Origin of the sequence: Pseudomonas sp. PSE14, assembly GCF_029203285.1 — a bacterium.
GTDB lineage: Bacteria > Pseudomonadota > Gammaproteobacteria > Pseudomonadales > Pseudomonadaceae > Pseudomonas.
The window spans coordinates 1,085,368-1,112,046 of the sequence record NZ_CP115669.1 but is presented as its reverse complement, the minus strand read 5'-3'; the positions used below and the strand labels follow the sequence as shown (position 1 = coordinate 1,112,046).

The window sequence follows — 26,679 nt, the reverse complement described above, 5'->3', positions numbered from 1 at the left end:
TCATTCCAGTATCAGGCGACGGGCCAGGCTTTCCACGTAGCCCTCGTCTTGTCCATTGGGGTGCGCCTGGAAAGCCAGGTGCAGGTATTCATGAGCCAGGTCGAGCCGGTCCTGCTGGGAATACAGGCCGCGTACGTAGATGCGCTGGCGTTCGCGATCGACGTAAGGCCGACCGCTGCTCAGGCGGCATACGGCGAAGGACTGCAATTCTTCGTATCCCGGTTCGCCCTCCAGGCGAGGGCGCCAGGTGCGGCGCTGAGCCTGCAGCCAACGCTCGGCCTCGGGCAGCGGTTGGCAGGCGGCGATGGGGTTGCTCCAGCGACTGAGGCTGGTACGCGGGAAGGCGCGGGCGAGAATGGCGTCGTAGCGCAGCCCCTTGGCGGCCTGCTCCTGAGCGTCGCGCCAGGACAGCTTCGACTGCCCCACCTCGTCCGAGTGATAGGTGACGGTGCCGCCGGCCAGCACCAGGTCGGCGGTCCAGGCAGCGATGTCACGCGCCGCCTCGCTGGCCGGTCGCGGCGCCACACGCTGGCGCTGGCTGCTGTCGTCGATGCTCAAGCAGTCGCCGCGCGGGGCGCCGTTCTGCAACAGATAAGTGCGGATAGTCACCGCCAGCGCCTTGGCCGCTTCCGGCGGTGTAGCAGAAGCCTCGCGGTCGAGTACGCGGGCGACGTACTCCTCGCGGGACAGGCGTGCGGTCAGGCGCGGACCTTGGGCGCCGCGCTCGAGGAACAGATCGCCGTGACTGCTCACGTCAAGGTAAACGCCATTGGCGAATAGCACGTTCTGCCGGCCTGCCAGCAGACCTTCGGCAGCGGGCTGGTTACGTGCGTCATAGACCTCTTTCAGCGGATAACGGCTGAACAGGCTGACCTCCACGCAACGCCCGGGATCGCGCGGCCAGGGCGCCGGTAGCGCGGCGCCGATGGCATTGCCGTAGGTCGCCAGCACGGTCTTGCTGGTGCCCGGCCCGCGCGCCCACAGGGGCGTGCCATCCACCAACCAGCCGGCGAAGCCACCTTCGCGCTCGCCGTTCTCGTCCCAACTCCAGGTTTTTACCCGCAGGCGTCCGCCCAACGCGGCCGGTGCTCGTCCGTCATCGGCTGCGAGACTGACGTCCAGCAGCACCTTCCTCGCTTGTTCCTGAGCTGGCAGGTGCTGCAACTGATCGAGCAGTTCAACGACCGGCACGTCGGTCTGCGGCGTCAGCTTGTCCAGCTGCGTGATCCAATCCGGCGCATGGCGCGCCTGCCAGTATTGCTGCCAGACCGAACCGTCGATGCCCAGGCGCCGGGGCTGGAAGTACAGGCCACAGGACTTCACCAGCGCGGCGTCGCGCTCGATGCTCTGCCCTGCCGTGCAGCAATAGACCTCTTCCTTGTCCTCGCCTCGGCAGCGGTAGGCCGGCTCCTGTTGACCGGTGTCGTTCAGCCAGGCGTAGACGAACAGCTTCCACAGGCTACCCAAAGGTGCACGCAGGTCAGCCGGCAGTGGCTGACGATCGAGCACCTGCTGCGGCCCGAGGCGCAGCAGTTCGTCACCCTGCGCGGTACGCCAGGCCAGCTGCGCCTGCTCCTGCGAGCTGGGCGCCGCCTGGACGCACAGCGGCAACAACAGGATCAGCCCGGCGATGCGCACGCGCATTTACTGGACCTTGATCTTCGCCAGGGCCGGTTGCTGCTCCAACGCCTGCTCCTGCGGCGCATAAAGCCGCTGGTAGCGCACCGGCGGCAGCACGAAGTTGCCCTTCTGCGAGAAGCGGACCAGGTGACGGAAGCGCAGCTCGCCGCCCAGGGTATCCACCGGCACGCCGTAGAACAGGTCGCCCGGTTCGTTGCGCGCGCGCTCCAGGCTGGTCGCCTCGGCGCCGCCCAGGCCGCTGATCTGCAGGCCCCAGGTGGTGCGCTCGACGTCCGCACCCGGCGGCAGCGGCACTTCCAGCATTCCATAGCGCAGGGCCTGTGCCTGGTCGGTGGTGAGGGTCACTTCGTCCAGGTACAGCTCGTCGCTGGACAGCGGCTTGTCGCCCAGCTCCTCGGCGTTGAAGGCGAAAGCCTCTTCACCAGGTACCAGGCGCAGCAGGCGGCGCTTGATGGTCACCGGCAACTGGCTAGCCGGCGCTTCGGCACTGCGGAAGGTGACGGAGGCGTTGAGCGGGCGCGACGGCGCGGCGGTCAGGTCGAGCTGCGCCGGAACGTCCTTGCCCTGCCACTTCCAGAACGCATCGCCCGTGGTGCTATGGCCTTCCTTCCAGTCGGCTGCCGGCTTGGGCAGCTCAGCGGCCGGCGCGGCCACCACGGCGCGTTGCATCCAGGCCAGGGCCAGGGCGCGTTCGACGGTGGACTGCTGCGGCGCCAGGCTCAGCAGCAGCTCGCGGGCGCGGTTGGCGTCCACAGTGCCGCTATACAGCTGTACGGCGCGGGCAAAGGGCTGGTCGCTGGTGTTGACCTTCAGGCGCGCGGAGTCCAGCTGCCTGGCGAAACCTTTCGGCGGCGCGACCTTGCTCTGCTCGGCCAGACTGGCCGTCAGCACACGGGCAACGGCCAGACCCAGCTCGGAGTCCGGCTGGCCCATGACCAGGCTGTCGTCGATATCGAAGTCGTTCACGGATTTCGCCGCTTCGCCGTTGCCGGCGTTCTCAAGGTCAGTGAGCAGGCCGCTGACCAGGGTCTGCACCGGCAACTGCATATCGCGGGCGAAGGCCAGGATCAGCGCGCGCTGCAGCAGCGGCGTAGCGCTGGCGCGCGCGGAATACAGTTCCAGCACGCGCTGCCAGTGATCCGGCGGTAGCTGGATTTCCAGCGCGCGACTGGCGTACCAGTCGGCGTAGTAGGCGTAGGCGGTGAGGAAGGCGTCGTTGTCTTCGCCACCCCACCAGGTGAAGTAGGCGTCCGGGCCGGCCATCTGCACCAGGCGCAGGCGGCTGGTCTGCATGATCAGGCGCAGGCGGTCGCGCACGCGCGGCTCGCCGCCCGACAGCATCGGGTAGGCGATGCTCAGCGGCAGCAGTTGGCTGGCGGTTTGCTCGACGCCTCCCCAGGGGTAGTTCAGCAGCGAATCAAGGTTGCCGCGCAGCAGCGCCTGGGCGCTGTCATCCAGGCGCAGGGTTACGTCGCGGGCATCCGCCGGCAGTTGCAGCGGGGTGTTCTGCGCATTCACCTGCAGCGGCTTGGACTGCAGCACCTGCCAGCTGTCGGCCACCAGGCTGAAATGCACGCCGAGGCTGTCGCGCACCTGGCCGTCCTGGCGCAGTTCCACACTCCAGTCGCCATCGCTCAACGGCTGCTGCGGCAGGGCGATGTAGTTGACGCCGCGCTTGAGCTCCAGCGCCTGGGTCTTCTCCGCGCCATTGGCGCGGATCAGCAGTTCGGCCTTGGTGTCCTGCTCGCCCTGGTTGAAGACGAACAGCCCCAGATCCGGCGCATCGCCGCTGCGGAAGCGCTTCGGCCCGTTCCACTTCAGGTACAGCGGCTTCTCGGAACGGATGAACTGTTTCTTCTGACCCACCTGCCCTTCGTCATCCATGGCGCGGGCAGTGATGCGCCAGCGGGTCAGGGAGTCGGGCATGCGGAACTTGAACTGGGCCTTGCCGTTGGCATCGGTGACCAGCTCCGGTTCCCATGCAGCAGTGTCCACTTCCTCGCGGCGCGGACGCTCCAGCACCTTCACCCCACGCTCGCTGCGGTTGGCGCGGCCGGGGGCGCTGGGCGTACCGGGCAGTGCGACGTCGTAGCTGATGAAGGACAGGCTGGCACTGGTGCGCACGTTGTTGCGGCGCGGGTGGTAGAAGAACTGGTCGATGCCTGGGGCGATCTCCGGCTGCAGCGCGTAGATCATCTCGTCCACCACGCTCACGGTGAGGTGGCTGGAGACCGGCTTGCCGTCGTAGCGGGTATCAAGGTTGACGGTGACCGTCTCACCCGGCTCGTAGCGCTCCTTGTCGGTGCTGACGGCGATGTCCACCTGCGGCACGGCGACCTTGATGCCGGCGTTCTGGAAGCTGTAGTCGCCGCTGCGGGTGTAGAGCACGGAGAAGGTCAGGTTCGGCGAGAAGTCCGGCTTCACCGGAATGCGCGCGCGGTACTGGGTCGGGTTGAGCTTCTCCAGCTTCAGCCAGTCGCCGCCCTTGGACAGCAGCGCAGTGGCTTCGACCTTGTCGCGCTCCAGCGACAGCAACGCGTCGTCCACCGGTTCGGGGAAGGTGATCAGCGCCAAGGCTTCCTCTCCGGCCTTGTACTCAGGCTTGTCGAGGACAATTTCCACGGTGCCCGGCACGGCCTTCACGCCGTCGCCGCTGACCGAGTGGCCGGTGCCGCCGAGCAGTTGGCCGGCTTTGTCGCGCAGCTCGACGCTGTAGGTACCGGGCTTGTCGAAGGTGATGGCGAACTTGCCGTCGGCCACCGCGCCGTCGCCGCTGCTGCGGTCTTCCAGGCGCAGCCAGCGGTAGGCGGTCGGCTGGATCCGGGTCTGCTGCTCGGCGGCGTAGCTGAATTCGACCTTGTCGCCGGCGGCGCTGAAGCGCTGCGGCGCGCTCACGCGGTAGCGGGCGGCGCCGCGCTCGATGAGGATTTCCTTGCTGGTCTTGACGCGGTACGCGGCGCCATCGCTGGCGAACACGGTGAGCATGTAACGGCTGGGCTTCTCCGCCGCCGGCAGCTCCAGCGCGGCGCGACCCTGGTCGTCGGTGGTGATCTGCGCGCTGGACAGTTCCACGGGGAACTGGCCGAGGTACTGCAGCTCGTTGTCCACCATGGACAGCTGCTGGGCGCGCAGGCTCAGCTCCAGGCGCGCGTTGGCCACCGGCTTGCCGTCCGGGTAGAGCAGGATCAGGTTGCCCTTCACCGGCTCGCCAGTCTTGAAGTCCGGCTTGGCGAGGTCCAGGGAAATCTCGAAGTGCGGTTTGATGTACTCGGCGACGCGGAAGGCGCTGCTGTAGGTCTGGTCGCGGTAGTCGAAGCGCAGCTCGTAACCGCCGGCGACAGCGTTGGGCGGCAGCTGGAAGCGACCGTTGGTGCCGCTCTTGGCGTCGTACTTGAGGTCCAGGGTCTGCAGTGTGGTGCCGGCGGCGTCGATCACCGACAGGCGCAGCGGCGCGCTCTGCGGCGCCTGCGATTCACGGGAGTTCTTGAACTCGCGGCCGACGATCTTCAGCGACACCCAGTCGCCCGGACGGTACAGCGGGCGGTCGGTAAAGGCGTAGAGCTTGGTGTCGTAGATTTCGCTGTCGTAATAGAAGTTCTCGGAGACGAAGACGCCACCCTCCTCGTCCTCACCGATCACGAAGGAACGCTCGGGGCTGACGTGTTGCAGGCGCAACAGGCCATCGGCATCGCTGCTGCCGCTGCTCATCACGCCCAGGCCGTCGGTCCACAGCACCTTGGCGCCGCCCACCGGCGTGCCTTCATGCTTGCGGGCGGTCCACACCAGCAGCTCGTTGCCAGCGATCTTGCTCACGGCGACGCTGTTGGAGACGAACACTACGGTGGTCGCGCGGTACTTGCCCACCAGCGCCTCGACCAGGTACAGGCCGGGCTTGAGCTTGCCCAGCGGGACGTAGACGTTGCCCGGCGCGACGTTGATGAACTCGCTGGACGACCCCATCAGGGTCACGTCCTTCGGCGGCTGGATGGGCTTGGCGTCCCACAGCGGGTAGCGGAACTGGCTGACCATCGGCAGGCCGGGAATCGGCGCGTACTGCGGCTGCGCGTCATAGGGAGTCGGCGCGGCGATGGCGTTGCCCATCTTCAGCTCGGGCACCACTTCGGTGACCTGATGGCGCGACTCGTAGGAGAATGTCCGCTGCATCACCCGACGCGACTTGCGGTACCAGTTGTCCCACAGGTAGGCCAGGGTGTTGGACAGGCCCTCGCCCTTGAACTGTCCTTCGGATAGCACGCGGTGCAGGTTCTTCTGGCGCTTGAGGAAGTCCAGCGGCTGGTCGATGCGGTAGACGCGGATATCCGCGCCGCCGTAGGGCTCCATGCGGTAGCGACGGTAATCGCGGCCCGGCGCTTCCAGGCGCACCTTGGCCACTTCGTCGGAGGCGAAGCTCGAGTCAGCGAGCAGGAAGAACGACTCGCCGGCCATGGGCGTGTAGCCGCTGGCCGGGACGTCGTCGTCCGCCTGCACGAGTGCGGGCGCGGCGGCGAACAGGCCGACGCAGGCCAGGGCAGCGGCAACGCCGCGCAGCACGTTCATCGGGTCAGGAAGGACAAGCGATAGACGCCGATAAAGTTGGGATTGGATTCGTCGGGTATCCATCGGGTGTCCTTCCATGTCATGAGTTGTTGCAGGCTGACCGAGCGCATGCCGTTGTCGGTCGCCGTACGAGTGCCGGTGTGATAAGCGATGTCGCGGCCCATCCAGATCATCAGATGCTGGTCATCGCCCTGGTCGAAGAACATCAGGTCGCCCGGCCGCGCCTGGTTGAGGTCGCGGCCGACGAACTGGCTGTTGTACTGAATGAGTTTGATCGCGTTGACGTAGGGGCCGGTCTTGCCGCCGCCCTGCTGCCAGCTCTGCGCTAGGTTGCGCTGCGCGGCGGACAGTTCCAGCTCCGGCGGCAGGTAGCGGTTGGACATGCCGTTGGCGCGCAGCCACTTGGCGTCGTGCACCTTCAGCGCCTCGTTGGCGGCGAAGCGCACCAGGCCCGCGCAGTCCTGCTGGTACCAGCGCGGGTTCGGGCCGCGGCGCAACTGCTCCTCGGCGATGCGCACGAACCAGGCGCGGAACACCTGGGTCTGCTGCGCATCCAGCGCTGGCTCAGCCGCCTGCGCCAAGGTGGCGACCAGCAGACCTGCGAGCAGCGTCAGTGGCTTTCGGATCACAGCGCCTTCCAGTCCAGCGGCAGCCACTCCCATTCGCCACTGGGCTCGCTGCCGGCCGGCAGCGTCAGGGCGTAGGAGCCGTTGCCGGCGAGGGTCTTCAGGCGCGGCAGGAGCAGCGTGTCGGCGGCGTTGCGGAACACCGGCTCGATATCCTGCGGCAGGCTGTCGAGGGTTTCGCGCTGGAGCAGTTCGGAGAGCGTCTTCGGCGCGAGGTACGCGGGCACCACGGCGTCTTTCGGCAGTACGTCGGCCAGCGGCGGGAAACGCTTGGCCAGGGTGTTGCGCGCCTTGTCGAGCAGCTTGTCGTCGATGGAGAACAGCAGGGTGTTGCCATCGCGCAGCATGCTGACACGGAAGAATCCGTTGCCGCTGACCTGGTCGGGGTTCTCCGCCTCGCTGGCCGGGTACTGGCCGAAGCGCGAGCTGACCTGGCGCTGCCAGAGACGACCGTCACCCTCCGCGCGGCTTTCCACCTCGAAAGCGCCACCCTCCACATTGGCTTCATAGGCGCCGATCATGCTGCCGAACAGCTTGCCCAGTTCCTCGTCCAGCTCGGGGCTGGCGGGGGCGTCGAGCTTCACCGCGAGCAGCGGCGAGTGCAGGCGCGAATCGGGGTACCAGCACAGGCCAGCAGCACCGGAGAGGTGCTCGGAGAAGGACGCGGCCATCTTCTGCTCGGCGCCCAGCTTCACCAGCATGCTGTCATACAGGCCCGGCGTCACCGGCAACGCCACGCAGGCGCTGGCGCCCATGGGCATGGCTTGCCACACCGGGGTGAAATCCAGCTCCGGCTGGCGGGCGACTTCGCTCAGCGCCAGATAGCTGTGCCAGCCATCCTTGCCCTGCTCGAAACGCACGCCGGAGAAGGTCGGGATGAAGCGCTGGTAGCCCATGGCGAGCACGCTGGCGCCCAGGGTGATGCGCTGCTTCAACTCGCCGCGCGGCTCCAGGGCGAAGTCCTTGGCGAACAGCGGCTCACCTTCGAGCAGGGTGCCCAGGTCCTTGGCAATGGCGGTGTCCGGCTCACCCAAGCCGCTTTCGTCGGCGGCGGTGAACAGCATCTTCGGATTCGACAACACCAGCATCTGGTCGCCACGGGAAACGAACAGCACGCTCTTCTCAGCGCCGTAGCGCAGGCTGTAGACCGGCGTGGCAGCACCTTTTACCTGGATTTCCGACACTTTCTTGAGCTGGCTGTCGTCGGCGGCGACCTTCGCCAGCGGCTCCAGGAGCTTGGCCAGGCCGCCACGGCGCAGTACCACCATGAAGTCGCGCAGTCGGCCATCGGCGCCGCGCCAGAGGGCGACCTGGGCCGGCTGGTCGAGCAGCTCTTCGATCACGCTGTCCTTCAAGGTCAGGTCGTGCTCGTAGACGATGCGCCGCAGGGTCCCGGTCAGACCCAGGCGATCGGCGTTGTTCTCGTAGTAGAAGACGAAATCCTCGGTGAGCACGTCGCGCAGCAGCGGCACTTCCAGCACCGCCTTGGGCAACTGGCTGAGCGAGGCGCTCTCGATCAGGGCATCGGGGCGCGTGAGATCGCGGGCTGCTTCCGGACTCTCCGGCGCTTCCAGGGTGCCGACCGGCGCGGAGTGGAAAGCCGGGATCAGGCCGAAGGCCAGGGCCAGGCCGCCGGCGACCAGCACGGCAGCGACCACGCCGATGGCGATCAGCGGCCCACGGCGCGGGGCCTGGGCTGCCGGAGGCGTGGGAGTGCTGTCTTGGCTGCTGGAGGGCGTGTTTTCGCTCATGGATCGCTTGTCCCGTGTCATCCCTGCGAGGGGCGAATTCAGTAGTTGAAGGTCTTCACCAGCACCAGATCACCGATGGTGCGCATGGGCACCACGAAGGTCTCGCGCTTCTCGTTGACGGTATTTTCGTTGAACACCAGGTTGATCTCGGCGGTGATCACGTCCTGCTCATGGTTGCCTTCCTGGAAGTTGTAACCCTGGCTGGCGCTGTAGTTGCCCCAGTAGTTCACGTAGACCAGGTAGGTGCCGTGCAGCGGCGCGGCCATGGTGAACATTTCCGGGCCGGGGCCGTCGACGCCGTCCGGGTCGAGGCCACCGCCGTTGCTCAGGCGAGGATGGGCCCAGAAGGCATGCTGGCCGTCGGGTGTAACGATATGCAGGTCGAGTTCCGCCTTGGGGTCGTTCCAGCCCAGCGCCAGGCGGATGCGCGGCGGCACGCGGCTGTTGTTGGCCTCATAGAACTGGAGGCGCTTGAGGGATTTGCCCTGGTCGCTGCTCACCGCGACGCTGTTGCTGCCCGCGCCGAAATTGTAAGGGCGGACGAACTTGCCTTCGGCGTCGGTATACAGAGGGAGCGGATTGCCGTTGACCACCAGGCGCTGGGCACGGTCGACGCCGGACACTTCACGCAGGTGGCCTTCGATCAGGCTGCGGCCGCGCACGCCACCACGGTCGATGGGCGGCGTGGGATAGGCCACGCGGGGCACGCTGGGATCATCGGTCAGGCCGGAATAGCGCCAGCCGGCGGTTGGGCTGTTCAGCTCGGCACCCGGCTCGGCAGCGACCACGGCCGCCAGCAGACAGGCCGGCAGGCAGAAGGCGGCACACAGAATCCGGCGTGTGGGGTGCATGAACAATCCTTGATCGTGCAGAAGATCGCCAAATGTAACCGTTCTTGTACAACGAATAAATGAACTTCACTGCGTCTTGGCGGCACAGTGCTGTCTTTCAGCAAAGTCTTACAAGACTCTTCATATTTGTCGCACTTCGGCGATCCGCAAATACGCCTCGTCGGCGATTACATCCAGCCGCCCCACTGCAACAGGAAGATGCCGATATTGGTGGTTACCGCTGCCGCCAAGGTAGTGATCACGATGATCGAGGCGGCCAGCTCATGGTTGCCGTTCGCCGCACGGGCCATGACGAAGCTGGCGGCCGCCGTCGGGCTGGCGAAGTAGAGGAAGAGTACGCCCAGCTCTGCACCACGAAACCCATAGGACCAGGCGCCGACGGTGCAGACCAGCGGCAGCCAGACCATCTTCATCAGGCTTGCACTGAGCGCGACGCCGCCGCTTTCCCGCAGTGACGCCAGCGACAAGGTACCGCCGATGCAGATCAGCGCCAGCGGCAGGGTCATCTGGGCAAAGTAGTCGGCAGAGGTCAGCAACCAGGCCGGCAGCGCGATCTGCAGCCAGGAGAACGGCAGCGCCGCCAGCACGCCGAGGATCAGCGGGTTGCGCAGCACGCTCTTGAAGATGCTCCAGGGGTCGGACTTCATGCTCGGGCTGTAGATCGCCAGCACCACCGACGAGAGCGTGTTGTAGCAGAGGATCACCAGGGCGGCGAGAACGGAGCCCAACGCCAGGCCGTGGTCACCGTAGAGGTTGGTGGCCAGCGCCAGGCCGATGATGCCGTTGTTGCCGCGAAACGCGCCCTGCGTGTAGACGCCGCGGTCTGCGCGGGGCACGCGCCAGATCGACCAACCCCAGGCGAGCAGGAAGCCCACCAGGGTCGCCACGCAGAAGTACAGCAGGAGCGCCGGGCGCGCCGCGCTGTGCAGGTCGGAGTGGTAGATGCCGAGAAACAGCATCGCCGGCATGGTGGCATTGAACACCAGTGCCGAGGCGGTCTGGATGAACTCCGGATTGATCGCCCCCACGCGGCGCAGCAGCACTCCGAGGAACAGCATGGCGAAGACCGGGGCGGTGATGCCGAAGGTCTGGAGCAGGAGAGCGAGCATGAGGCGGAACGTTCAGGACGGTGGGAAGGGTAATCATAGCAAGCTAAGTACCGGTCCCGTCGGGGCAAATCAGGCCTCGGCTGCCTCTTCGCGCACCGGCGCGGGCAGCTCCAGCGGCTTGGGGGCTTCGCCATCGGCCAGGCGGGTCAGCTTGCCATCCACGGTGGCGCCATTCTCCATGCTCAGCTGGCGGTACTGGATGTTGCCGACGACACGGGCATTGGAGTGCAGCTCCAGCAGATGCTCGACATGGAGGTCGCCGATGATGGTACCGTCGATCAGGGCGTCGTAACTGCTCACGTTGCCCTCGATCCGCCCCTCCGCACTCAGCGCCAGCAAGCTAGCCGCGCCCGGTTTGTGGCTGACATTGCCCCTCACGGTACCGAGGATCTTCAGGCCATCCTCGAACTGCAAGTCCCCTACCAATGAGACATTGCCCGACAGCAGGCTGGAGAACTTGTCCACCGACACCTGCGGCGCCTTCTTTTTGCTGTTGCCGAACATCTGTCCTCCTCGAGGGACTACTTGCCAGGTTTCTGCTGGCGGAAAAAGGCCAGCTCAGTTTTCAGTTTCTTGATCTCGGCGGACATCGCGTCGATCCGGCGCATCAGTTGCTCGCGATTGGCCTGGTCCTCTTCGCCTTGCAGGCGCCGCTCCTCCAGCGCTGCGGTCAGGCTGGCGTTCTCCGCTTCCAGCGCCTCGATACGCTGGCGCGCCTGCCCATCATCGTGCGTACGCAGCAGGTAGGCCCCCACCAGCGCCGCGGCCAGGGCAACGCAGAACAGCAGGGCAATCATCCCCACCCGAGCCTGGCTGCGTGGAACGTGGGGCTGGTGTTCGGCACGCAGCAGGTCCCGCGTGGAAGGTTTCCTAGTCCGAGGCCAGGCCATCACTGTCGATCTCCATGCCGCCCAGAGAGAGGAAGTTCTGCGGGTCGACGAACTCACCGTGGTAGAGCACCTCGAAATGCAGGTGCGGCCCGGTGGACCGCCCTGTGGAGCCCACCTTGGCGATCTCCTGCCCCGGCAGCACGACATCGCCCACCTTCACCAGCAGCTTCGAGGCGTGGGCGTAGCGAGTCACCAGGCCATTGCCATGGTCGATTTCGACACGGTTGCCATAGGAGGGATTACGGTCGGCGACGATCACGCGACCGCCGGCGGCGGCGTGAATCGGACTGCCCGTGGGGGCCGAGAAGTCCTGGCCGGAATGGAAGGCCAGGCGGCGATTGAAGGGGTCGACACGGTTGCCGAAGGGCGAGCCCAGGCGCGCGTCCTCCATCGGCCGGCGGGCCGGGATGGCCATGAAATCGGCGCTGCGCCGGGCAACCTGGTCCATCAGTTGATCGAAGACGCGACGCAGGCAGCGGGCGGAACGCTCGTTCTGCTCGATATCGGCCGACGGCAGTGGCTCGGCGCAGGGGCGCGGCGGCAGCAGGATGCCACCCTCGCCGTCAACCGGATGCCGGGCCGCAGGCGCCTTGGCCTGCGGAGCCAGCGCGGGATCGAGCTTCGACAGCTTGCGGGCGATCTCTTCATGGCTGTCGACGGCCTGCAGCAGGTAGGCGGCGTCCTTTTCCAGCACCTGCAGGCGCCCGGACAGTTGGCCGATACGCTCGGCGGCAAAGCGCTCTTCCGGCTCCTCGGCACTGCTTTCGGCCTGAACGACGGGTTGCGCTGCGGGCTCGACATGGGCACGCCCCACCCAGATACCGCCGGCAAAAGCCGCAACGGCCACCACCAGCGACACGCAGGCAGCCCCCAGCAGGAGCCGGCGCGGATCGACCAGACGCAGGTCCGAGCGGGTCAGGGCCTGCCGTGACGGGGAAAGGGACTTCATGACGGTACCGTTGAACTGCCGTGAAGCCGGGCAGAGCCCGGCCGGGGCGCACAGGGTACCTGTTATTGAAAATTTCGCAGCGACTAAACACTGGAAAATGTAAGAAATTAAGAAGAAATAATCCCTTTTGAGATAACTTTCAGACGTTTCTTACTAACCAGATCACACTCTGCCAGGGAATCAAACTGCCATCAGGCCGGCAGTACCGCCTCCATTTCCCGCAGCCGGCGATCTTCCAGACGCAACTGCCTGGGGTGGAAACGCTTGAGGCTGCCACGGTGGCCGATGCTGATCAGGGTGACGCCCGGCAGTTGTTCCAACAGCACCTGATAAACCGCCGCTTCGTCGGCCTCGTCCAGGGCCGAGGTGGCCTCGTCGAGGAACAGCCAGCTTGGGGAGTAGAGCAAGGCGCGGGCGATGGCCAGGCGTTGCTGCTCGCCGGGGGACAGCACCCGCTGCCAGTGATCGGCTTCGTCCAGGCGCGGGACCAGCGCCTCCAGGCGGCACAGGCGCAGGACTTCCTGGAGTCGCTCGACGCTGTGCTGGTCGGGCTGTTCCGGGTAGCTCAGCGCCTGCACCAGGGTGCCGATCGGCAGGTAGGGCTTCTGCGGCACGAACAGGCAGCGCGCCTCGGGCATCTGCACCACACCACTGCCGTAGCGCCACAGACCGCTCATCGCGCGCAGCAGGGTGCTCTTGCCGCCACCGGAGGGTCCGCCGATCAGCACGTGTTCACCGGGGTTCACCACCAGACTGGCCGGCTCCAGCAGCTCGCGGCCGCTGCCGAGGCTCAGGCTGAGGTTCTGCAATTGCAGGTTGTCGCCGCTCTTGCGCACGTCGATATTGGCCGATTCGTTGGCCGTCTCGGCCATCGCGCCACGGAAGCTCAGCAGACGGTCACAGGTAGCGCGCCAGGTGGCGAGACTGGCATAGGCATCGATGAACCAGCTCAGACCGTCCTGCACGTTGCCGAATGCCGAGTTGATCTGCATGAGTTCGCCGAGCTGGATCTGCCCGGAGAAATAGCGCGGAGCGGCAACGATGAAGGGAAACACGGTGGCGATCTGCGCGTAGCCGGAACTGAAGAAGGTCAGGCGCTTCTGGACTTTCATCAGTTCCCAGAAATTGCCCCAGACATTGCGGAAGCGCGTCATCAGCCGTTCGTTCTCGTTGGCCTCGCCGTTGTACAGGGCGATGCTCTCGGCGTTCTCGCGCACCCGCACCAGGCCGAAACGCAGGTCCGCCTCGAAGCGCTGCTGGCGGTTGTTCAGGCCGATCAGGCGACGGGCGATCAGGTGGGTCAGCCAGCTGCCGACCGCCGCGTAGAGCAGCGCGGCCCAGAACATGTAGCCGGGGATGGTGATGCCGAACAGCTCGATGCTGCCGGACACGCCCCAGAGGATCACCGAGAAGGACACCAGGCTGACCAGGTTGCGGATCAGGCCCAGGCCAAGGGTCAGGGTGGTGTCGGTGAAGCTGTTGAGGTCTTCGGAGAGACGCTGGTCGGGGTTGTCGGTGTGACCGCGCTGCTCCAGGCGGTAGTAGTTCTTGTCCCCCAGCCAGGCGGCGAAGTGCTTCTCCGTCAGCCAGCGGCGCCAGCGGATGGTGAGCATCTGAGTCAGGTACAGGCGATAGACCGCCGTGAGAATGAACACCGCCGCAATGCCGCAGAACATCAGCATCAGGTGGATGAAACTCTTCAGGTCCTTGTTCTGCAGGGCGTTGTAGAAGTCGCGATACCAGCTGTTGAGCCAGACGCTGAGGGCCACGCCGACCAGCGACAGCGCGATCACCACGATCAGCAGCAGCCAGGCCGTACCCTTTTCTTCGCTGCGCCAGTAGGGCGCGGTGAGTTGCCAGACCCGGTGGAAGAAATGGCTGCGAACGGCGTCGTTCGCCGCGCGGTATTCGGCGCTGTCGGTCATGGAATCAAGCTCGCACGGCTGAAAATAAAAGGAGCGCTCAGTTGGCGCTCCTCGTGTTATCGATTACTTAACGCCTCACCGGGCGCTTCTGCAGCTTACGCTGCAATGTTCGCCGGTGCATACCCAGGGCACGGGCGGTCGCGGAGATGTTGCCGTCGTGCTCGGCCAGTACGCGCTGGATATGTTCCCACTGCAGGCGATCCACCGACATGGGGTTTTCCGGCACCAGGGTATCCAGGTTGGCGTGCTCGGACAGCAGCCCGGTCAGCACGTCGTCGGCGTCGGCCGGCTTGCACAGGTAGTTGGTGGCGCCGCGCTTGATGGCCTCCACTGCAGTGGCGATGCTGGAGTAACCGGTGAGGATCACCACCCGCATCTCGGGGTCCAGCTCCAGCAGCTTGGGCAGCAGCACCAGACCGGAATCACCGTCCATCTTCAGGTCGAGCACGGCGTAATCGGGCAGGTCCTCCTTGGCCAGGGCCAGGCCTTCTTCGGCGGAGCTGGCGACCGACACCCGCAGCCCGCGGCGGGTCATGGCGCGGGCCATGACGCGGGTAAAGGTGGCATCGTCGTCCACCAGCAACAGGTGGGGCTGCTCTTCGCCTTCGAACTGGATCTCTTCGCTCATGGGACTTCCTCGCAGACGTGGCCCTCAAGCCACGCCATAGCTTCTTGGCAGACGCAACTCCGTCAGAGTGCCGCCATCTTCATGGTTGTACAACTTCACCGTACCGCCCGCCCGCGTCACGCTGGCCTGGCTGAGGAACAGGCCGAGGCCGAAACCCTTGCCCTTGGTGGTGAAGAAAGGCTTGCCGAGCTGTTCGGCAATGGCCAGTGGAACGCCTGGCCCCTGGTCGCGGATGCTCAGGCAGATTTCCCCGGCATCCCAGTCCAGACGAACATCCAGGTCGTCCGGACAGGCGTCGGTGGCGTTGTTCAGCAGGTTGAGCAGCGCCTGGCTCAGGTCGGTGGGCGGAACCATGCGCGGCGCCTTGCCCTTGCCGAGGGTCTGGTAGCGATAGCTGGCTTCCGGACGCATCAGGTGCCAGCGGTGCAGAACCGCGTCCACCCATTCGTCGGCGCCCTGCTCGACCACCGCCTGCCGGCGATCGGCCTCGGCGGCGCGCACCAGGTGCTGCAGGGTGTCCTTGCAGAGCTTCACCTGCTCCTGCAGCAGGGCGAGATCTTCCTGCAGCAGCGGCTGGTCCGCATTGGTCTGGCGCAATTCCTTGAGCAGTACGCTCATGGTCGCCAGCGGCGTGCCCAGTTCATGGGCGGCGCCGGCGGCCTGGGTGGCCACGGCGAGCAGTTGCTGGTCGCGCATGCCTTCCTCGCGGCGCTGAGCCTGCAATTGCTCCTGCCGGCGCAGCGATTCGGACATGCGCGCCACGAAGAAGGTGATCAGCGCGGCGGCCAGGGCGAAGCTCAGCCACATGCCATAGACCAGCAGGTTGTCGCGTTGCCCGGCGGCCATCTCCAACGGGTGGAACCACACCAGCAGCACGGTGTAGCTGGCCAGTGCGAGGCCGGCGAGAACGATGGTGTAGAGCCAGGGCAAGGTCGCCGCGGCGATGGTCAGCGGCACCAGGTAATAGGAAACGAAGGGGTTGCTGGAGCCGCCGGAGAAATACAGCAGCACGCTGTGGATAAGCAGGTCGCAGGCCAGCTGGACGGCATATTCCAGCTCGGTCACCGGCCACGGACCGCGCAGGCGCAGCGCGGTGCCCAGGCAGAGCACCAGGGAAACGCCGAGGGTCACGCTCAGGGCCAGCCATGGCAGCTGGATCAGCTGGGCCTTGTAGGCGAGCCCGACGGAACCGGCCTGGGCGGCAAGCACGAGGATACGGATAAGCGTCAGATGCAGGAGGTTCTGACGACTGGCGGAAAGCTGGAAAACCGGTGTGCGCATGGTGAATTCCGGAATTTGCGCGAGTATAGCCAAGAGCCCCCTCCAACTTATGCGGCATAGCGCCACAGCATACTCCAGCGCGGGTCCTGGCGGTCGGAAACAATTGGTGACACCCGCTCTTAACCCTCTGGGGAACGAATCTCCGTCAAAGGGTCTGACAGTCCTCGCCACAGCCTCTACTACGCTGTGGCCGGGACATTTTCTGGAGCAAGGAGTCATCCATGTCTGTACTGAAGAAACCCTTCACCGCCATCGCCGCCGCCATCGCCCTGTGCGCCACCAGCCTGGGAGCCCTGGCAGACGAACCTCGCTACAACCAGGTTTCGCTGCGCGCCGAGGTCAGCCAGGAAGTCGCCCACGACCTGATGCACGTGACCCTGTTCACCGAAGGGCAAGCTAACGATCCGGCCAAGCTGGCCGGCGAAACCACCACCACCCTGAACGCCGCCCTGGAGCAGGCGCGCAAGGTCAAGGGCGTGACCGTCAGCCTGGGCAGCCGCAACAGCTACCCGGTGTATGACGACAAGGGCCAGAAAATCACCGCCTGGCGCGAGCGCGCGGAAATCCGCCTGGAGAGCGCCGATTTCGCCGCCCTCTCGCAGCTCACCGCCGACCTGCTCGGCAAGTTGAAGATGGGCAGCATGAACTTCAGCATCGCCGATGCCACCCGGGTGAAGAATGAAGACGCGCTGATGAAAGACGCCGTGGGCGCCTTCAAGGCCCGCGCCCAGGTACTCACCGAGGCGCTCGGCGGCAAGGGCTACAAGCTGGTCAGTCTGAACCTGAACACCTCCGGTACGCCGCGCCCGATGCCGGTGATGCGCATGGCGGCAATGAAAGCCGACAGCTACGGCGGCGCCCCGGCGCAGGAAATCGAAGCCGGCACCAGCCAGGTCGTGGTCAGCGCCGACGGCACGATCGAAGTGCAGATGCCCTGATCTGAATCGTTACCGCTGGGCCGCTTCCGTGGCCCAGCGGTAACGGCAACTCCCTTATCCTGGCACGGCATCGCCGAAGACCAGGACGCCGCGACCTGACCACGCGGTTTCCATTGTCGAAATTGCGACATTCCCTTGCACTCGCGTCACAACTTCTACACTCATCCCCGCCAGCAGCTTGCGCACGGCATGTGCCGTGCATAGTTTCACGCAACGCAGCCCACAAGGCTGTTCCTCGATGACAACCAGAATAACCAGAGGTCCGTATGCGTAAGAACGCCGTCATCCGCTCCATGATTGCCGCTGGGTTGATCGCCAGCGCACCGCTGTTCGCTCACGCCGCCAACAACCTGGTCTACTGCTCCGAAGGCAGTCCGGCGGGCTTCGACCCCGGCCAGTACACCACCGGCACCGACTTCGACGCCTCGGCGGAAACCGTGTTCAACCGCCTGACCCAGTTCGAGCGGGGCGGCACCCAGGTCATCCCCGGCCTGGCCGAGAAGTGGGAAGTCTCCGATGACGGCAAGACCTACACCTTCCACCTGCGTTCGGGCGTGAAGTTCCACACCACCGACTACTTCAAGCCGACCCGCGAATTCAACGCCGACGACGTGCTGTTCACCTTCAACCGCATGCTCGACAAGAACCATCCGTTCCGTAAGGCGTACCAGACCGAATTCCCCTACTTCACCGACATGGGCATGGACGCGAACATCGCCAAGGTGGAGAAGGTCGACGACAAGACCGTCAAGTTCACCCTCAACGACGTCGACGCCGCCTTCATCCAGAACCTGGCCATGAGCTTCGCCTCCATCCAGTCCGCCGAATACGCCGACCAGTTGCTCAAGCAGGGCAAGGCCAGCGACATCAACCAGAAGCCCATCGGCACCGGTCCCTTCGTGTTCAGCCGTTACCAGAAGGACGCGATGATCCGCTTCAAGGCCAACCCGGACTACTGGAACAAGGGTGAGGTGAAGATCGACAACCTGATCTTCGCCATCAACACCGACGCCTCGGTGCGCATGCAGAAGCTCAAGGCCAACGAGTGCCAGATCACCCTCTTCCCGCGCCCGGCCGACCTGGAAGCGCTGAAGAAGGATGCGAACCTGAACATGCCGTCGCAGCCGGGCTTCAACCTCGGTTACATCGCCTACAACGTGCTGCACAAGCCGCTGGACAAGCTGGAAGTGCGCGAGGCGCTGGACATGGCGGTGAACAAGAAGGCGATCATCGACGCCGTCTACCAGGGCGCCGGCCAGCTCGCCGTGAATGGCATGCCGCCGACCCAGTGGTCCTACGACGACAGCATCAAGGATGCCGGCTACAACCCGGAAAAGGCCAAGGAACTGCTGAAGAAGGCCGGCGTGCCCGAAGGCACCGAGATCACTCTGTGGGCCATGCCGGTGCAGCGCCCGTACAACCCGAACGCCAAGCTGATGGCGGAAATGCTGCAGTCCGACTGGGCCAAGGTCGGCATCAAGGCCAAGATCGTCACCTACGAATGGGGCGAGTACATCAAGCGTGCCAAGGGTGGCGAGCACGACGCCATGCTGATCGGCTGGAGCGGCGACAACGGTGACCCGGACAACTGGCTGGGCACCCTCTACGGTTGCGATGCCGTGGACGGCAACAACTTCTCCAAATGGTGCGACCAGTCCTACGACAAGCTGATCAAGGCTGCCAAGCGCACCCCGGACCAGGCCAAGCGCACCGAGCTGTACAAGCAGGCCCAGCACATCCTCAAGGAGCAGGTGCCGATCACCCCGATCGCCCACTCCACCGTGTACCAGCCGATGCGCAAGACCGTACAGGACTTCAAGATCAGCCCGTTCGCGCTGAACTCGTTCTACGGCGTCAGCATAGGCAAGTAAGGCCAATGGCCGCCGGGTCCTCCGGCGGCCTTTTCTCCGGCAATCCGCCGTGCGCACTGCGCTTATCCGCCTGACCCTCGTCAGCCTGCTCGGCTGCGCGCCGGCCTTCGGCCAGTCCCTGGTGGTCTGTACCGAGGCCAGTCCGGAAGGCTTCGACATCACCCAGTACACCGCCGCCACCACTGCCGACGCGTCTGCGGAGACGGTGTTCGAACGCCTGGTGCAATTCGCCCCCGGCAGCACCCGCCTGGTGCCCGCGCTAGCGGAAAGCTGGGAGATCAGCGACGACGGCCTGCAATACACCTTCGCCCTGCGCCAGGGTGTGAAATTCCACAACACCGACTACTTCACGCCGACCCGCGAGTTCAACGCCGACGACGTGCTCTGGAGCTTCCAGCGCCAGCTAGACCCGCAACACCCCTGGAACAAGCTCGCCCCGCGCGGCTTCCCCTACGCCGAGGCGATGGGCCTGCCGGCTCTGATCAGCGCGGTGGAAAAGCTCGACGACCACCATGTGCGCTTCACCCTGAGGCACCCGGAAGCACCCTTCCTCGCCGATCTGGCGATGGGTTTCGCCTCCATCTATTCCGCCGAATACGGCGATCTGCTGCTCGCGGCGCAAAAGGCCGAGCAGTTGAACAACCTGCCTGTCGGCACTGGGCCGTTCGTCTTCCAGCGCTACCAGAAGGATGCCCAGGTCCGTTTCAACGCCAACCCGGACTACTGGGGCGGCAAGCCGAAGATCGACCGCCTGCTGCTGGCGATCACCCCCGATCCGAACGTACGCATCCAGAAGATCAAGGCCGGCGACTGCCAGATCGCCGTCTACCCCAAGCCCACGGACATCCCCGCACTGCGCCAGGCACCAAACCTGAAGGTGGAGGAACTGGATTCCCTGCTGGTGGCCTACGTAGCCCTCAATACCCGGCACAAGCCACTGGACGACGTGCGCGTGCGCCAGGCGATCAACCTCGCCTTCGACCGCGACGCCTACCTCAAGGCACAGTTCGGCGAAGGCGCCGCGACCCCGGCCGTCGCGCCCTACCCGCCAACACTCTGGGGTTCCGACCCGCAGCTCAAGGGCTGGCCCCACGATCCGGCACGGGCGAAACAGCTGCTGGAGGAAGCCGGCATCAAGCCCGGCCTGAAGCTGTCGATCTGGACCCGCCCCGGCGGTGGCCCGACCAACCCCAACCCCGGTATCGGCGCGCAGATGCTGCAGGATGACCTGGAGAAGATTGGCATCCACGCAGACATCCGCGTGTTCGAATGGGGCGAACTGATCAAGCGCGCCAAACAGGGCGAGCACGACCTGATCTTCATGGGCTGGGTCGGCGACAACGGCGATCCGGACAACTTCCTCACGCCGAACCTGTCCTGTGCGGCGGCCAGGAGCGGCGAGAACCAGGCCGGCTGGTGCAACGCCGAGTTCGACGAACTGCTGCGTCAGGCCCGCGCCAGCACCGACCAGGACGTCCGCGCCGGCCTGTACCGCCAGGCGCTGGCGATCTTCCAGCGCGAGGCGCCGTGGATCGCCCTGGCCTATCCCAAGCAGTTCGCAGTGGTGCGCCCGGAGGTGAAGGGCTTCACCCTCAGCCCCCTGGGCGCAAACAACTTCTCGCGGGTCGAACTGAGCCCCTGAGTTTTACCTGTAGGAGCGGACTCCCGCTCTGGCTCTTGAAGGCTTCCAGAGAAATATCCGCGCACACCGGAGCGCCCCTTCAGGAGGCCGAGTGGAGTCGGAGTTTCAGGGGGTGAGCGGCATGGATGCCGCGAGAGCGTCGTTGGGCCATGGATAGCCCGTCGACGCGGGCCCCTGAAACTCCGATGGAGCGAGGGAAGTCCCGCGAAGCGGGACCCGGATGCAGGGGCAAGCCTTCTTGGTTACTTCTTCGGCGTTTGGAAGAAGTAACGTGCCCGAGGGGGCGAAACAAAACCTCTCAGCCCACGCCGAAGCGGCGCTGAAACACCCAACCCAGAAGAGCCTCGCGGACAGAGCCCGCTCCTACAAGATCAAGAGCCCCTCACCCTAACCCTGGCTGCGCGCCCCGCTCCTCAAGCGCGAGAGGGGACCGTTCGGTGCAGGATGAAACCACTGCGTCAGCCGGCACAATCTGCCCCTACTCCTTCTGGGAGAGGGCTGCGGTGAGGGGAATTCAGTGGCACGGACTTACCATAGAAGACTGTTGCTCCTACGAAAGCGCTCAGCCTTCCAGGCCGAAGGGATCATCCACCGAATGACTCGGCCGGGTGAACCAGCGCGGACCGTCCGCCGTCATGTAGAAGTGATCCTCCAGACGAATGCCGAACTCGCCCGGCACGCAGATCATCGGCTCGTTGCTGAAGCACATGCCAACGTCCAGTGGCGTGCTGTCGCCACGCACCAGATACGGCCCTTCGTGGATATCCAGGCCGATGCCATGACCGGTGCGATGCGGCAGGCCGGGCAAGGCGTAGTCCGGTCCCAGGCCGCCGGCCTCCAGGCAACGCCGCGCGGCGGCATCCACCTGTTCGCAGGGCGAGCCGAGCGACGCGGCGTCGAAGGCCGCCTGCTGCGCGGCCTTCTCCAGGTTCCACAACTCGCGCTGACGCGCACTGGGCGTGCCGAATACGTAGCTGCGGGTGATATCCGAGTTGTAGCCGTACAGCTGGCAACCGGCGTCGATCAGCACCATGTCGCCATCGCGCAACGGACGCGGCTGGCGTACGCCATGGGGGAAGGCGCTGTCCTCGCCGAACAGCACGATGCAGAAAGTCGAGCCCGGCACCCCCACCTTCCTGTGCGCAGCCTCGATGAAGCGCGTCACTTCGGTGGTGGTAATGCCTTCACGCAGGATGCTGGCAGCGGCCTTATGCACCTCCAGGGTCATGTCCTTGGCACGCTGCATCAGCGCCAGCTCGGCCGGCGACTTGCAGCGGCGGCACTGCTCGACCAGCGCACCGCCATCCACCAGCTGCAGCCCGCCAGCCGCCTGGCGCAGGCGCTCGTACATGCCGAACGGCAGGCTGTGGGAAAGCCCGACTCGCGCGCCGTCGCGCACTTCGATCTCCGCCAGCATTTCGACCAGCAGGGTGAACGGGCTTTCGTGTTCCGCCCAGACGCTGATGCTGCCGGGCAGCACCTGCAGGTCACGTACCGTGCCCTCCTCGAAAGCGGGAGCGATGTAATGCACGTCGCCACGGGCCGGCACCAGTGCGCCGACCATCCGCTCGCTGGGGCTCCACTTCAACCCGGTGAAATAGAACAGCGAGCTGCCGGCATCGATGAACACCGCTGCCATTCCCTGGGCCTGCATGAGTTGCTGCAGGCGCTCGATGCGCAGGCGATATTCCGCCAGCGCGATTGGCTCGGCGCCATCGGTCATCACCTGCAACCTGGCCAGCGCTTGTTCAGGGCTTGCGCCCCCTACACCCAGTGTCATGCGACTCTCCCTGCGGGAACGGAAATGGCAGAAATTTAAGCAGCACTGAAATTTTGGGTCAAAGACTTTTCAGCCGAGGGTATATTTCGCCCGATTTTCCACCCCATCATGGCGCGATGCTTTCAGCCAGCGACGACGCTGGTATGCTGCCCGCGTCCCACAAGAGCCTTGCCAATGTCCGCAGATCGTATCGGAGAACGCCTGCGCCGTTATCGGCGCGCGGCGAAGAAAACCCTGAACCAGGTGGCCGCCGAATCGGGCCTTACCGCCAGCTTCCTGTCCCAGGCCGAGCGCAATCTCACCGGCGTCTCGCTGTCGTCATTGGCGAGCATCGCCAAGGCTCTCGACGTGCCGCTCAACGCGCTGTTCGACTCGCCGCAGCAGATTCCGCCGGACTCGCACCAGGGCGAGCGCGTGCGCTACACCATCGAAGGCCAGCCGCTGAGCTACGAGCGACTGTCCAGCAGCTTTCCCGGCAATCAGTTGAATGCGGTGAAAGTCACGGTCCCGGTGGGCTACGAATCGGAACTGATCACCCACGACGGCTCGGAATTCGCCTACGTCCTCAGCGGGCGCATCACCTATGAGATCGACGGCCACACCTACCCGCTGGGTCCGGGCGATTCCGTGCACTTTGATTCCGGCAAGCGTCACTGCCTGCGCAATGCCGGTGACAGCGTCGCCGAAATGCTCTCGGTCACCACCCTGCCACTGTTCGGCGAACATCTCGCGACCTGACCCCATGGGCTGGAAAACTTTCAGCCGCACTGAATTTTAAGTTGAACTTAATTTCAGCCTGACTTAACTTCTGCGACGGCCTGGGCAGACGCTCTCCGGCCGTTTACGGACGCCCCTATCCGGGTCGTCCGCCCGAGTCGGTCCCGGACCTTATCGGTTCGCCGGCCCTGAAAAAGAACAAGAATGAGGTCAGGCAATGCGCAAGATGCGACGTAATCCCCTGCACGCAATCGCCCTGGGCGGGCTGTTGCTCGCCGGCTCCGCGGCCCATGCCGCCTCCAGCCTGGTGTACTGCTCCGAAGGCAGCCCGGCGGGCTTCGACCCCGGCCAATACACCACCGGCACCGATTACGACGCCACCTCCGAAACCCTGTTCAACCGACTCGTGCAGTTCCAGCGCGGCGGCACCGAAGCCCAGCCAGCCCTGGCTGAAAGCTGGGAGACCTCCGCCGACGGCAAGTCCTGGACCTTCCACCTGCGCCCGGGCGTGAAATTCCACACCACCGACTACTTCAAGCCGACCCGCGAATTCAACGCCGACGACGTGCTGTTCACCTTCAACCGCATGCTCGACAAGGACCAGCCGTTCCGCAAGGCGTACCCCACCGAATTCCCCTACTTCACCGACATGGGCCTGGACCGCAACATCGCCAAGGTGGAAAAGCTCGACGACAAGACCGTCAAGTTCACCCTCAACGACGTCGACGCCGCATTCATCCAGAACCTGGCGATGAACTTCGCGGTGATCCAGTCCGCGGAGTACGCCGACCAGTTGCTCAAGCAGGGCAAGCCCGCCGAGATCAACCAGAAGCCAATCGGCACCGGTCCCTTCGTGTTCAGCCGCTACCAGAAGGACGCGCTGATCCGTTTCAAGGCCAACAAGGACTACTGGAAGCCGGAGGACGTGAAGGTCGACAACCTGATCTTCGCCATCAACACCGACGCCTCGGTGCGCGTGCAGAAGCTCAAGGCCGGGGAGTGCCAGATCACCCTGAACCCGCGCCCGGCCGACCTGGAAGCGCTGAAGCAGGACCCGAACCTGAACATGCCCTCGCAGCCGGGCTTCAACCTCGGCTACCTGGCCTACAACGTCACCCATGCCCCGCTGGACAAGACCGACGTGCGCCGCGCGCTGGACATGGCGCTGAACAAGCAGGCGATCATCGACGCCATCTACCAGGGCGCCGGTCAGTTGGCGGTGAACGCCATGCCGCCGACCCAGTGGTCCTATGACAGCGCGATCAAGGGCCAGGCCTACGATCCGGAACAGGCCAAAGCGTTGCTGAAGAAGGCCGGCGTGCCCGAAGGCACCGAGATCACCCTGTGGGCCATGCCGGTACAGCGCCCGTACAACCCCAATGCCAAGCTGATGGCCGAAATGATCCAGGCGGACTGGGCCAAGGTCGGCATCAAGGCCAAGATCGTCACCTACGAGTGGGGCGAGTACATCAAGCGCGCCCACGCCGGTGAACACGACGCCATGCTGTTCGGCTGGACCGGCGACAACGGCGACCCGGACAACTGGCTGGGCACGCTCTACGGCTGCGATTCTGTGAGCGGCAACAACGTTTCCAAGTGGTGCGACGCGGACTACGACAAGCTGGTGCGCCAGGCTAAGGCCACCACCGACCACGACCAGCGCGTCGCCCTCTACCAGAAGGCCCAGCAACTGCTGGCGCAGCAGCTGCCCATCAGCCCCATCGCCCACTCCACCGTCTACCAGCCCATGCGCAAGTCGGTGCAGGGCTTCCTGATCAGCCCCTTCGGACGCAATTCCTTCTACGGCGTGGCCAACCATCCCTGACCACCGCCTGAACGCCAGCCCGGCCGAGACCGGGCGGCGTACCCGCCTTCGCCTCCGCCTGCCGACTAGCCCATCGTTGTAAGGAGATTCGCCATGTCCCTCTCGCGCGCTCTTCCCCTGCTACTCCTCCTGGGCAGCGGCACCGCCCTGGCGCAGAACCTGGTGGTCTGCACCGAAGCGAGCCCGGAAGGCTTCGACATCGTCCAGTACACCGGTGCGGTGACCAACGACGCCGCCGGCGAAGCAATCTTCAACCGCCTGGTGGACTTCCGCCCGGGCACCACCGAACTGGTACCGTCCCTGGCCGAACGCTGGGAGGTCAGCCCCGACGGGCTGACCTACACCTTCCACCTGCGCACGGGTGTGAAGTTCCACAGCACCGAGTACTTCACGCCGACCCGCGAACTGAACGCCGACGACGTGCTCTGGACCTTCCAGCGCGCCCTCGATCCCAAGCACCCCTGGCACGCCTCCGCCGTGCGCGGCTACGCCTACTTCGATGCCATGGGCATGCGCGACCTGATCAAGTCGGTGGACAAGCTCGACGACCACACCGTGCGCTTCACCCTCAACCATCCCGAAGCGCCCTTCCTCGCCGACATGGCCATGGGTTTCGCCTCGATCTATTCCGCCGAATACGGCGACCAGCTGCTCGCCGCCGGCAAGCAGGGCCAGATCAACAACCTGCCCATCGGCACCGGCCCGTTCGTCTTCAGCCGCTACGCCAAGGACGCCCAGGTGCGCTATCGCGCCAACCCGGACTACTTCCGCGGCAAACCCGCCATCGACAACCTGGTGTTCGCCATCACCCCGGACTCCAACGTCCGCCTGCAGAAGATTCGCCGCGGCGAGTGCCAGATCGCGCTCTACCCCAAGCCGGCCGACGTGCCGGTACTCCAGCAGGACAAGAACCTGGCGGTGGACAGCATCGACGCCCTGCTGACCACCTACGTCGCCCTGAACACGAAACACAAGCCGCTGGATGACGTGCGCGTGCGCCAGGCGATCAACCTCGCCGTCGACAAGAAGGCCATGCTCGACGCCGTGTACGGCGCCGATGCGGTCACACCGGCGATCACCCCCTACCCGTCGAGCATGCTGGGCTACAACAGCGACATCCAGGACTGGCCGCACGACCCGGAGCGCGCCAGGGCGCTGCTCAGGGAAGCGGGCGTTGCAAACCTCAAGCTGACCCTGCTGACCCGCAACGGCAGCTCCTCGACCATCCCCAACGCTGCGCAGATGGCACAGATGCTGCAATCCGATCTGGCCAAGGTCGGCATCGACCTGCAGATCCGCACCCTGGAGTTCGGCGAACTGATCAAGCGCATCAAGGCTGGCGAGCACGACCTGTCGCTGTACGGCGGCTGGGCCGGCGACAACGGCGACCCGGACAACTTCCTCTCGCCCAACCTTTCCTGTGCCGCGGCGAAATCCGGGGAAAACCACGCGTTCTGGTGCGATCAGGCCTTCGAAACGCTGATTCAGGAAGCCCGTCAGACGAATGACACGGCCAAACGGGCAGATCTGTATAGAAAGGCGACATCCCTATTCCACGAACAATCGCCATGGATTCCCCTGGCGCATCCTAAGCTGTTCAATGTGCGACGCAGCAATATCGAGGGCTACACCATCAGCCCGCTGACCACCAACAACTTCGCCGACATCCAGGTGAAGCAATAAGAAACCGGCGCCATC

19 protein-coding genes are annotated in these 26,679 nt (G+C 65.2%); 6 read left to right on the top strand and 13 right to left on the bottom strand.

Annotated features, from left to right (window positions below; all coding sequences use genetic code 11):
• From O6P39_RS05150 to O6P39_RS05095, 12 genes are all read right to left on the bottom strand, one after another.
• Positions 1 to 1,644, bottom strand: a complete 1,644-nt coding sequence (locus O6P39_RS05150) for a DUF2300 domain-containing protein (RefSeq protein WP_275610333.1) — start codon at positions 1,642 to 1,644, stop codon at positions 1 to 3.
• A complete protein-coding gene (locus O6P39_RS05145; protein WP_275610332.1) occupies positions 1,645 to 6,198 on the bottom strand; it encodes an alpha-2-macroglobulin in 4,554 nt (1,517 codons plus the stop codon).
• Complete coding sequence (locus tag O6P39_RS05140) at positions 6,195 to 6,860, bottom strand: DUF1175 domain-containing protein (RefSeq protein WP_275610331.1); 666 nt, start codon at positions 6,858 to 6,860, stop codon at positions 6,195 to 6,197. The genes O6P39_RS05145 and O6P39_RS05140 overlap by 4 nt, the downstream gene beginning before the upstream one ends.
• Positions 6,824 to 8,575: a DUF2138 family protein gene (locus O6P39_RS05135; protein ID WP_275610330.1), complete on the bottom strand. Its 1,752-nt coding sequence runs from the start codon at positions 8,573 to 8,575 to the stop codon at positions 6,824 to 6,826. Before O6P39_RS05135 ends, O6P39_RS05140 begins: the two co-directional genes overlap by 37 nt.
• Before the next feature lie 38 nt (positions 8,576 to 8,613).
• Entirely contained in the window at positions 8,614 to 9,426 is an 813-nt protein-coding gene (locus tag O6P39_RS05130) for a DUF2135 domain-containing protein (protein ID WP_275610329.1), read from the bottom strand.
• A 167-nt stretch (positions 9,427 to 9,593) separates the two neighbouring features.
• A complete protein-coding gene (locus O6P39_RS05125; protein WP_275610328.1) occupies positions 9,594 to 10,535 on the bottom strand; it encodes an AEC family transporter in 942 nt (313 codons plus the stop codon).
• 69 nt (positions 10,536 to 10,604) lie between these two features.
• Positions 10,605 to 11,039 (bottom strand): polymer-forming cytoskeletal protein, encoded by a 435-nt coding sequence (locus tag O6P39_RS05120; RefSeq protein ID WP_275610327.1) that lies wholly within the window; start codon positions 11,037 to 11,039, stop codon positions 10,605 to 10,607.
• 17 nt (positions 11,040 to 11,056) lie between these two features.
• Positions 11,057 to 11,332 carry a hypothetical protein gene (locus O6P39_RS05115; protein ID WP_275610326.1) on the bottom strand — a complete coding sequence of 92 codons (276 nt, stop codon included), beginning with the start codon at positions 11,330 to 11,332 and terminating at the stop codon, positions 11,057 to 11,059.
• Between the two features lie 73 nt (positions 11,333 to 11,405).
• Entirely contained in the window at positions 11,406 to 12,374 is a 969-nt protein-coding gene (locus O6P39_RS05110) for a M23 family metallopeptidase (protein ID WP_275610325.1), read from the bottom strand.
• A gap of 191 nt (positions 12,375 to 12,565) precedes the next feature.
• Entirely contained in the window at positions 12,566 to 14,299 is a 1,734-nt protein-coding gene (locus O6P39_RS05105; protein ID WP_275610324.1) for an ABC transporter ATP-binding protein/permease, read from the bottom strand.
• A gap of 67 nt (positions 14,300 to 14,366) precedes the next feature.
• Entirely contained in the window at positions 14,367 to 14,927 is a 561-nt protein-coding gene (locus tag O6P39_RS05100) for a response regulator transcription factor (RefSeq protein WP_152220615.1), read from the bottom strand.
• A gap of 24 nt (positions 14,928 to 14,951) precedes the next feature.
• Positions 14,952 to 16,208 carry an ATP-binding protein gene (locus O6P39_RS05095; protein ID WP_275610323.1) on the bottom strand — a complete coding sequence of 419 codons (1,257 nt, stop codon included), beginning with the start codon at positions 16,206 to 16,208 and terminating at the stop codon, positions 14,952 to 14,954.
• Positions 16,209 to 16,429: 221 nt separating this feature from the next.
• Between O6P39_RS05095 and O6P39_RS05090 the strand changes: the two genes are divergently transcribed.
• The 3 genes from O6P39_RS05090 (at position 16,430) to O6P39_RS05080 (ending at position 20,659) form a co-directional block, all read left to right on the top strand.
• Entirely contained in the window at positions 16,430 to 17,146 is a 717-nt protein-coding gene (locus O6P39_RS05090) for an SIMPL domain-containing protein (RefSeq protein ID WP_275610322.1), read from the top strand.
• 266 nt (positions 17,147 to 17,412) lie between these two features.
• Complete coding sequence (locus tag O6P39_RS05085; RefSeq protein ID WP_275610321.1) at positions 17,413 to 19,017, top strand: ABC transporter substrate-binding protein; 1,605 nt, start codon at positions 17,413 to 17,415, stop codon at positions 19,015 to 19,017.
• A gap of 64 nt (positions 19,018 to 19,081) precedes the next feature.
• On the top strand, positions 19,082 to 20,659 hold the full coding sequence (locus O6P39_RS05080; protein WP_275611893.1) for an ABC transporter substrate-binding protein: 1,578 nt from the start codon (positions 19,082 to 19,084) through the stop codon (positions 20,657 to 20,659).
• Between the two features lie 562 nt (positions 20,660 to 21,221).
• Here the strand turns inward: O6P39_RS05080 and O6P39_RS05075 are convergent.
• Positions 21,222 to 22,439: a Xaa-Pro peptidase family protein gene (locus tag O6P39_RS05075; protein WP_275610320.1), complete on the bottom strand. Its 1,218-nt coding sequence runs from the start codon at positions 22,437 to 22,439 to the stop codon at positions 21,222 to 21,224.
• A 174-nt stretch (positions 22,440 to 22,613) separates the two neighbouring features.
• Here O6P39_RS05075 and O6P39_RS05070 point away from each other — a divergent pair, with 174 nt between their 5' ends.
• The 3 genes from O6P39_RS05070 to O6P39_RS05060 all read left to right on the top strand — a co-directional run bounded on the left by O6P39_RS05070 (position 22,614) and on the right by O6P39_RS05060 (position 26,664).
• Positions 22,614 to 23,177: an XRE family transcriptional regulator gene (locus O6P39_RS05070; RefSeq protein WP_275610319.1), complete on the top strand. Its 564-nt coding sequence runs from the start codon at positions 22,614 to 22,616 to the stop codon at positions 23,175 to 23,177.
• Between the two features lie 196 nt (positions 23,178 to 23,373).
• The gene (locus O6P39_RS05065) at positions 23,374 to 24,981 is read left to right on the top strand and encodes an ABC transporter substrate-binding protein (protein WP_275610318.1); all 1,608 of its coding nucleotides are present in this window, start codon (positions 23,374 to 23,376) and stop codon (positions 24,979 to 24,981) included.
• Between the two features lie 93 nt (positions 24,982 to 25,074).
• Positions 25,075 to 26,664 carry an ABC transporter substrate-binding protein gene (locus O6P39_RS05060; RefSeq protein WP_275610317.1) on the top strand — a complete coding sequence of 530 codons (1,590 nt, stop codon included), beginning with the start codon at positions 25,075 to 25,077 and terminating at the stop codon, positions 26,662 to 26,664.
• The last annotated feature ends 15 nt before the right edge of the window (positions 26,665 to 26,679 follow it).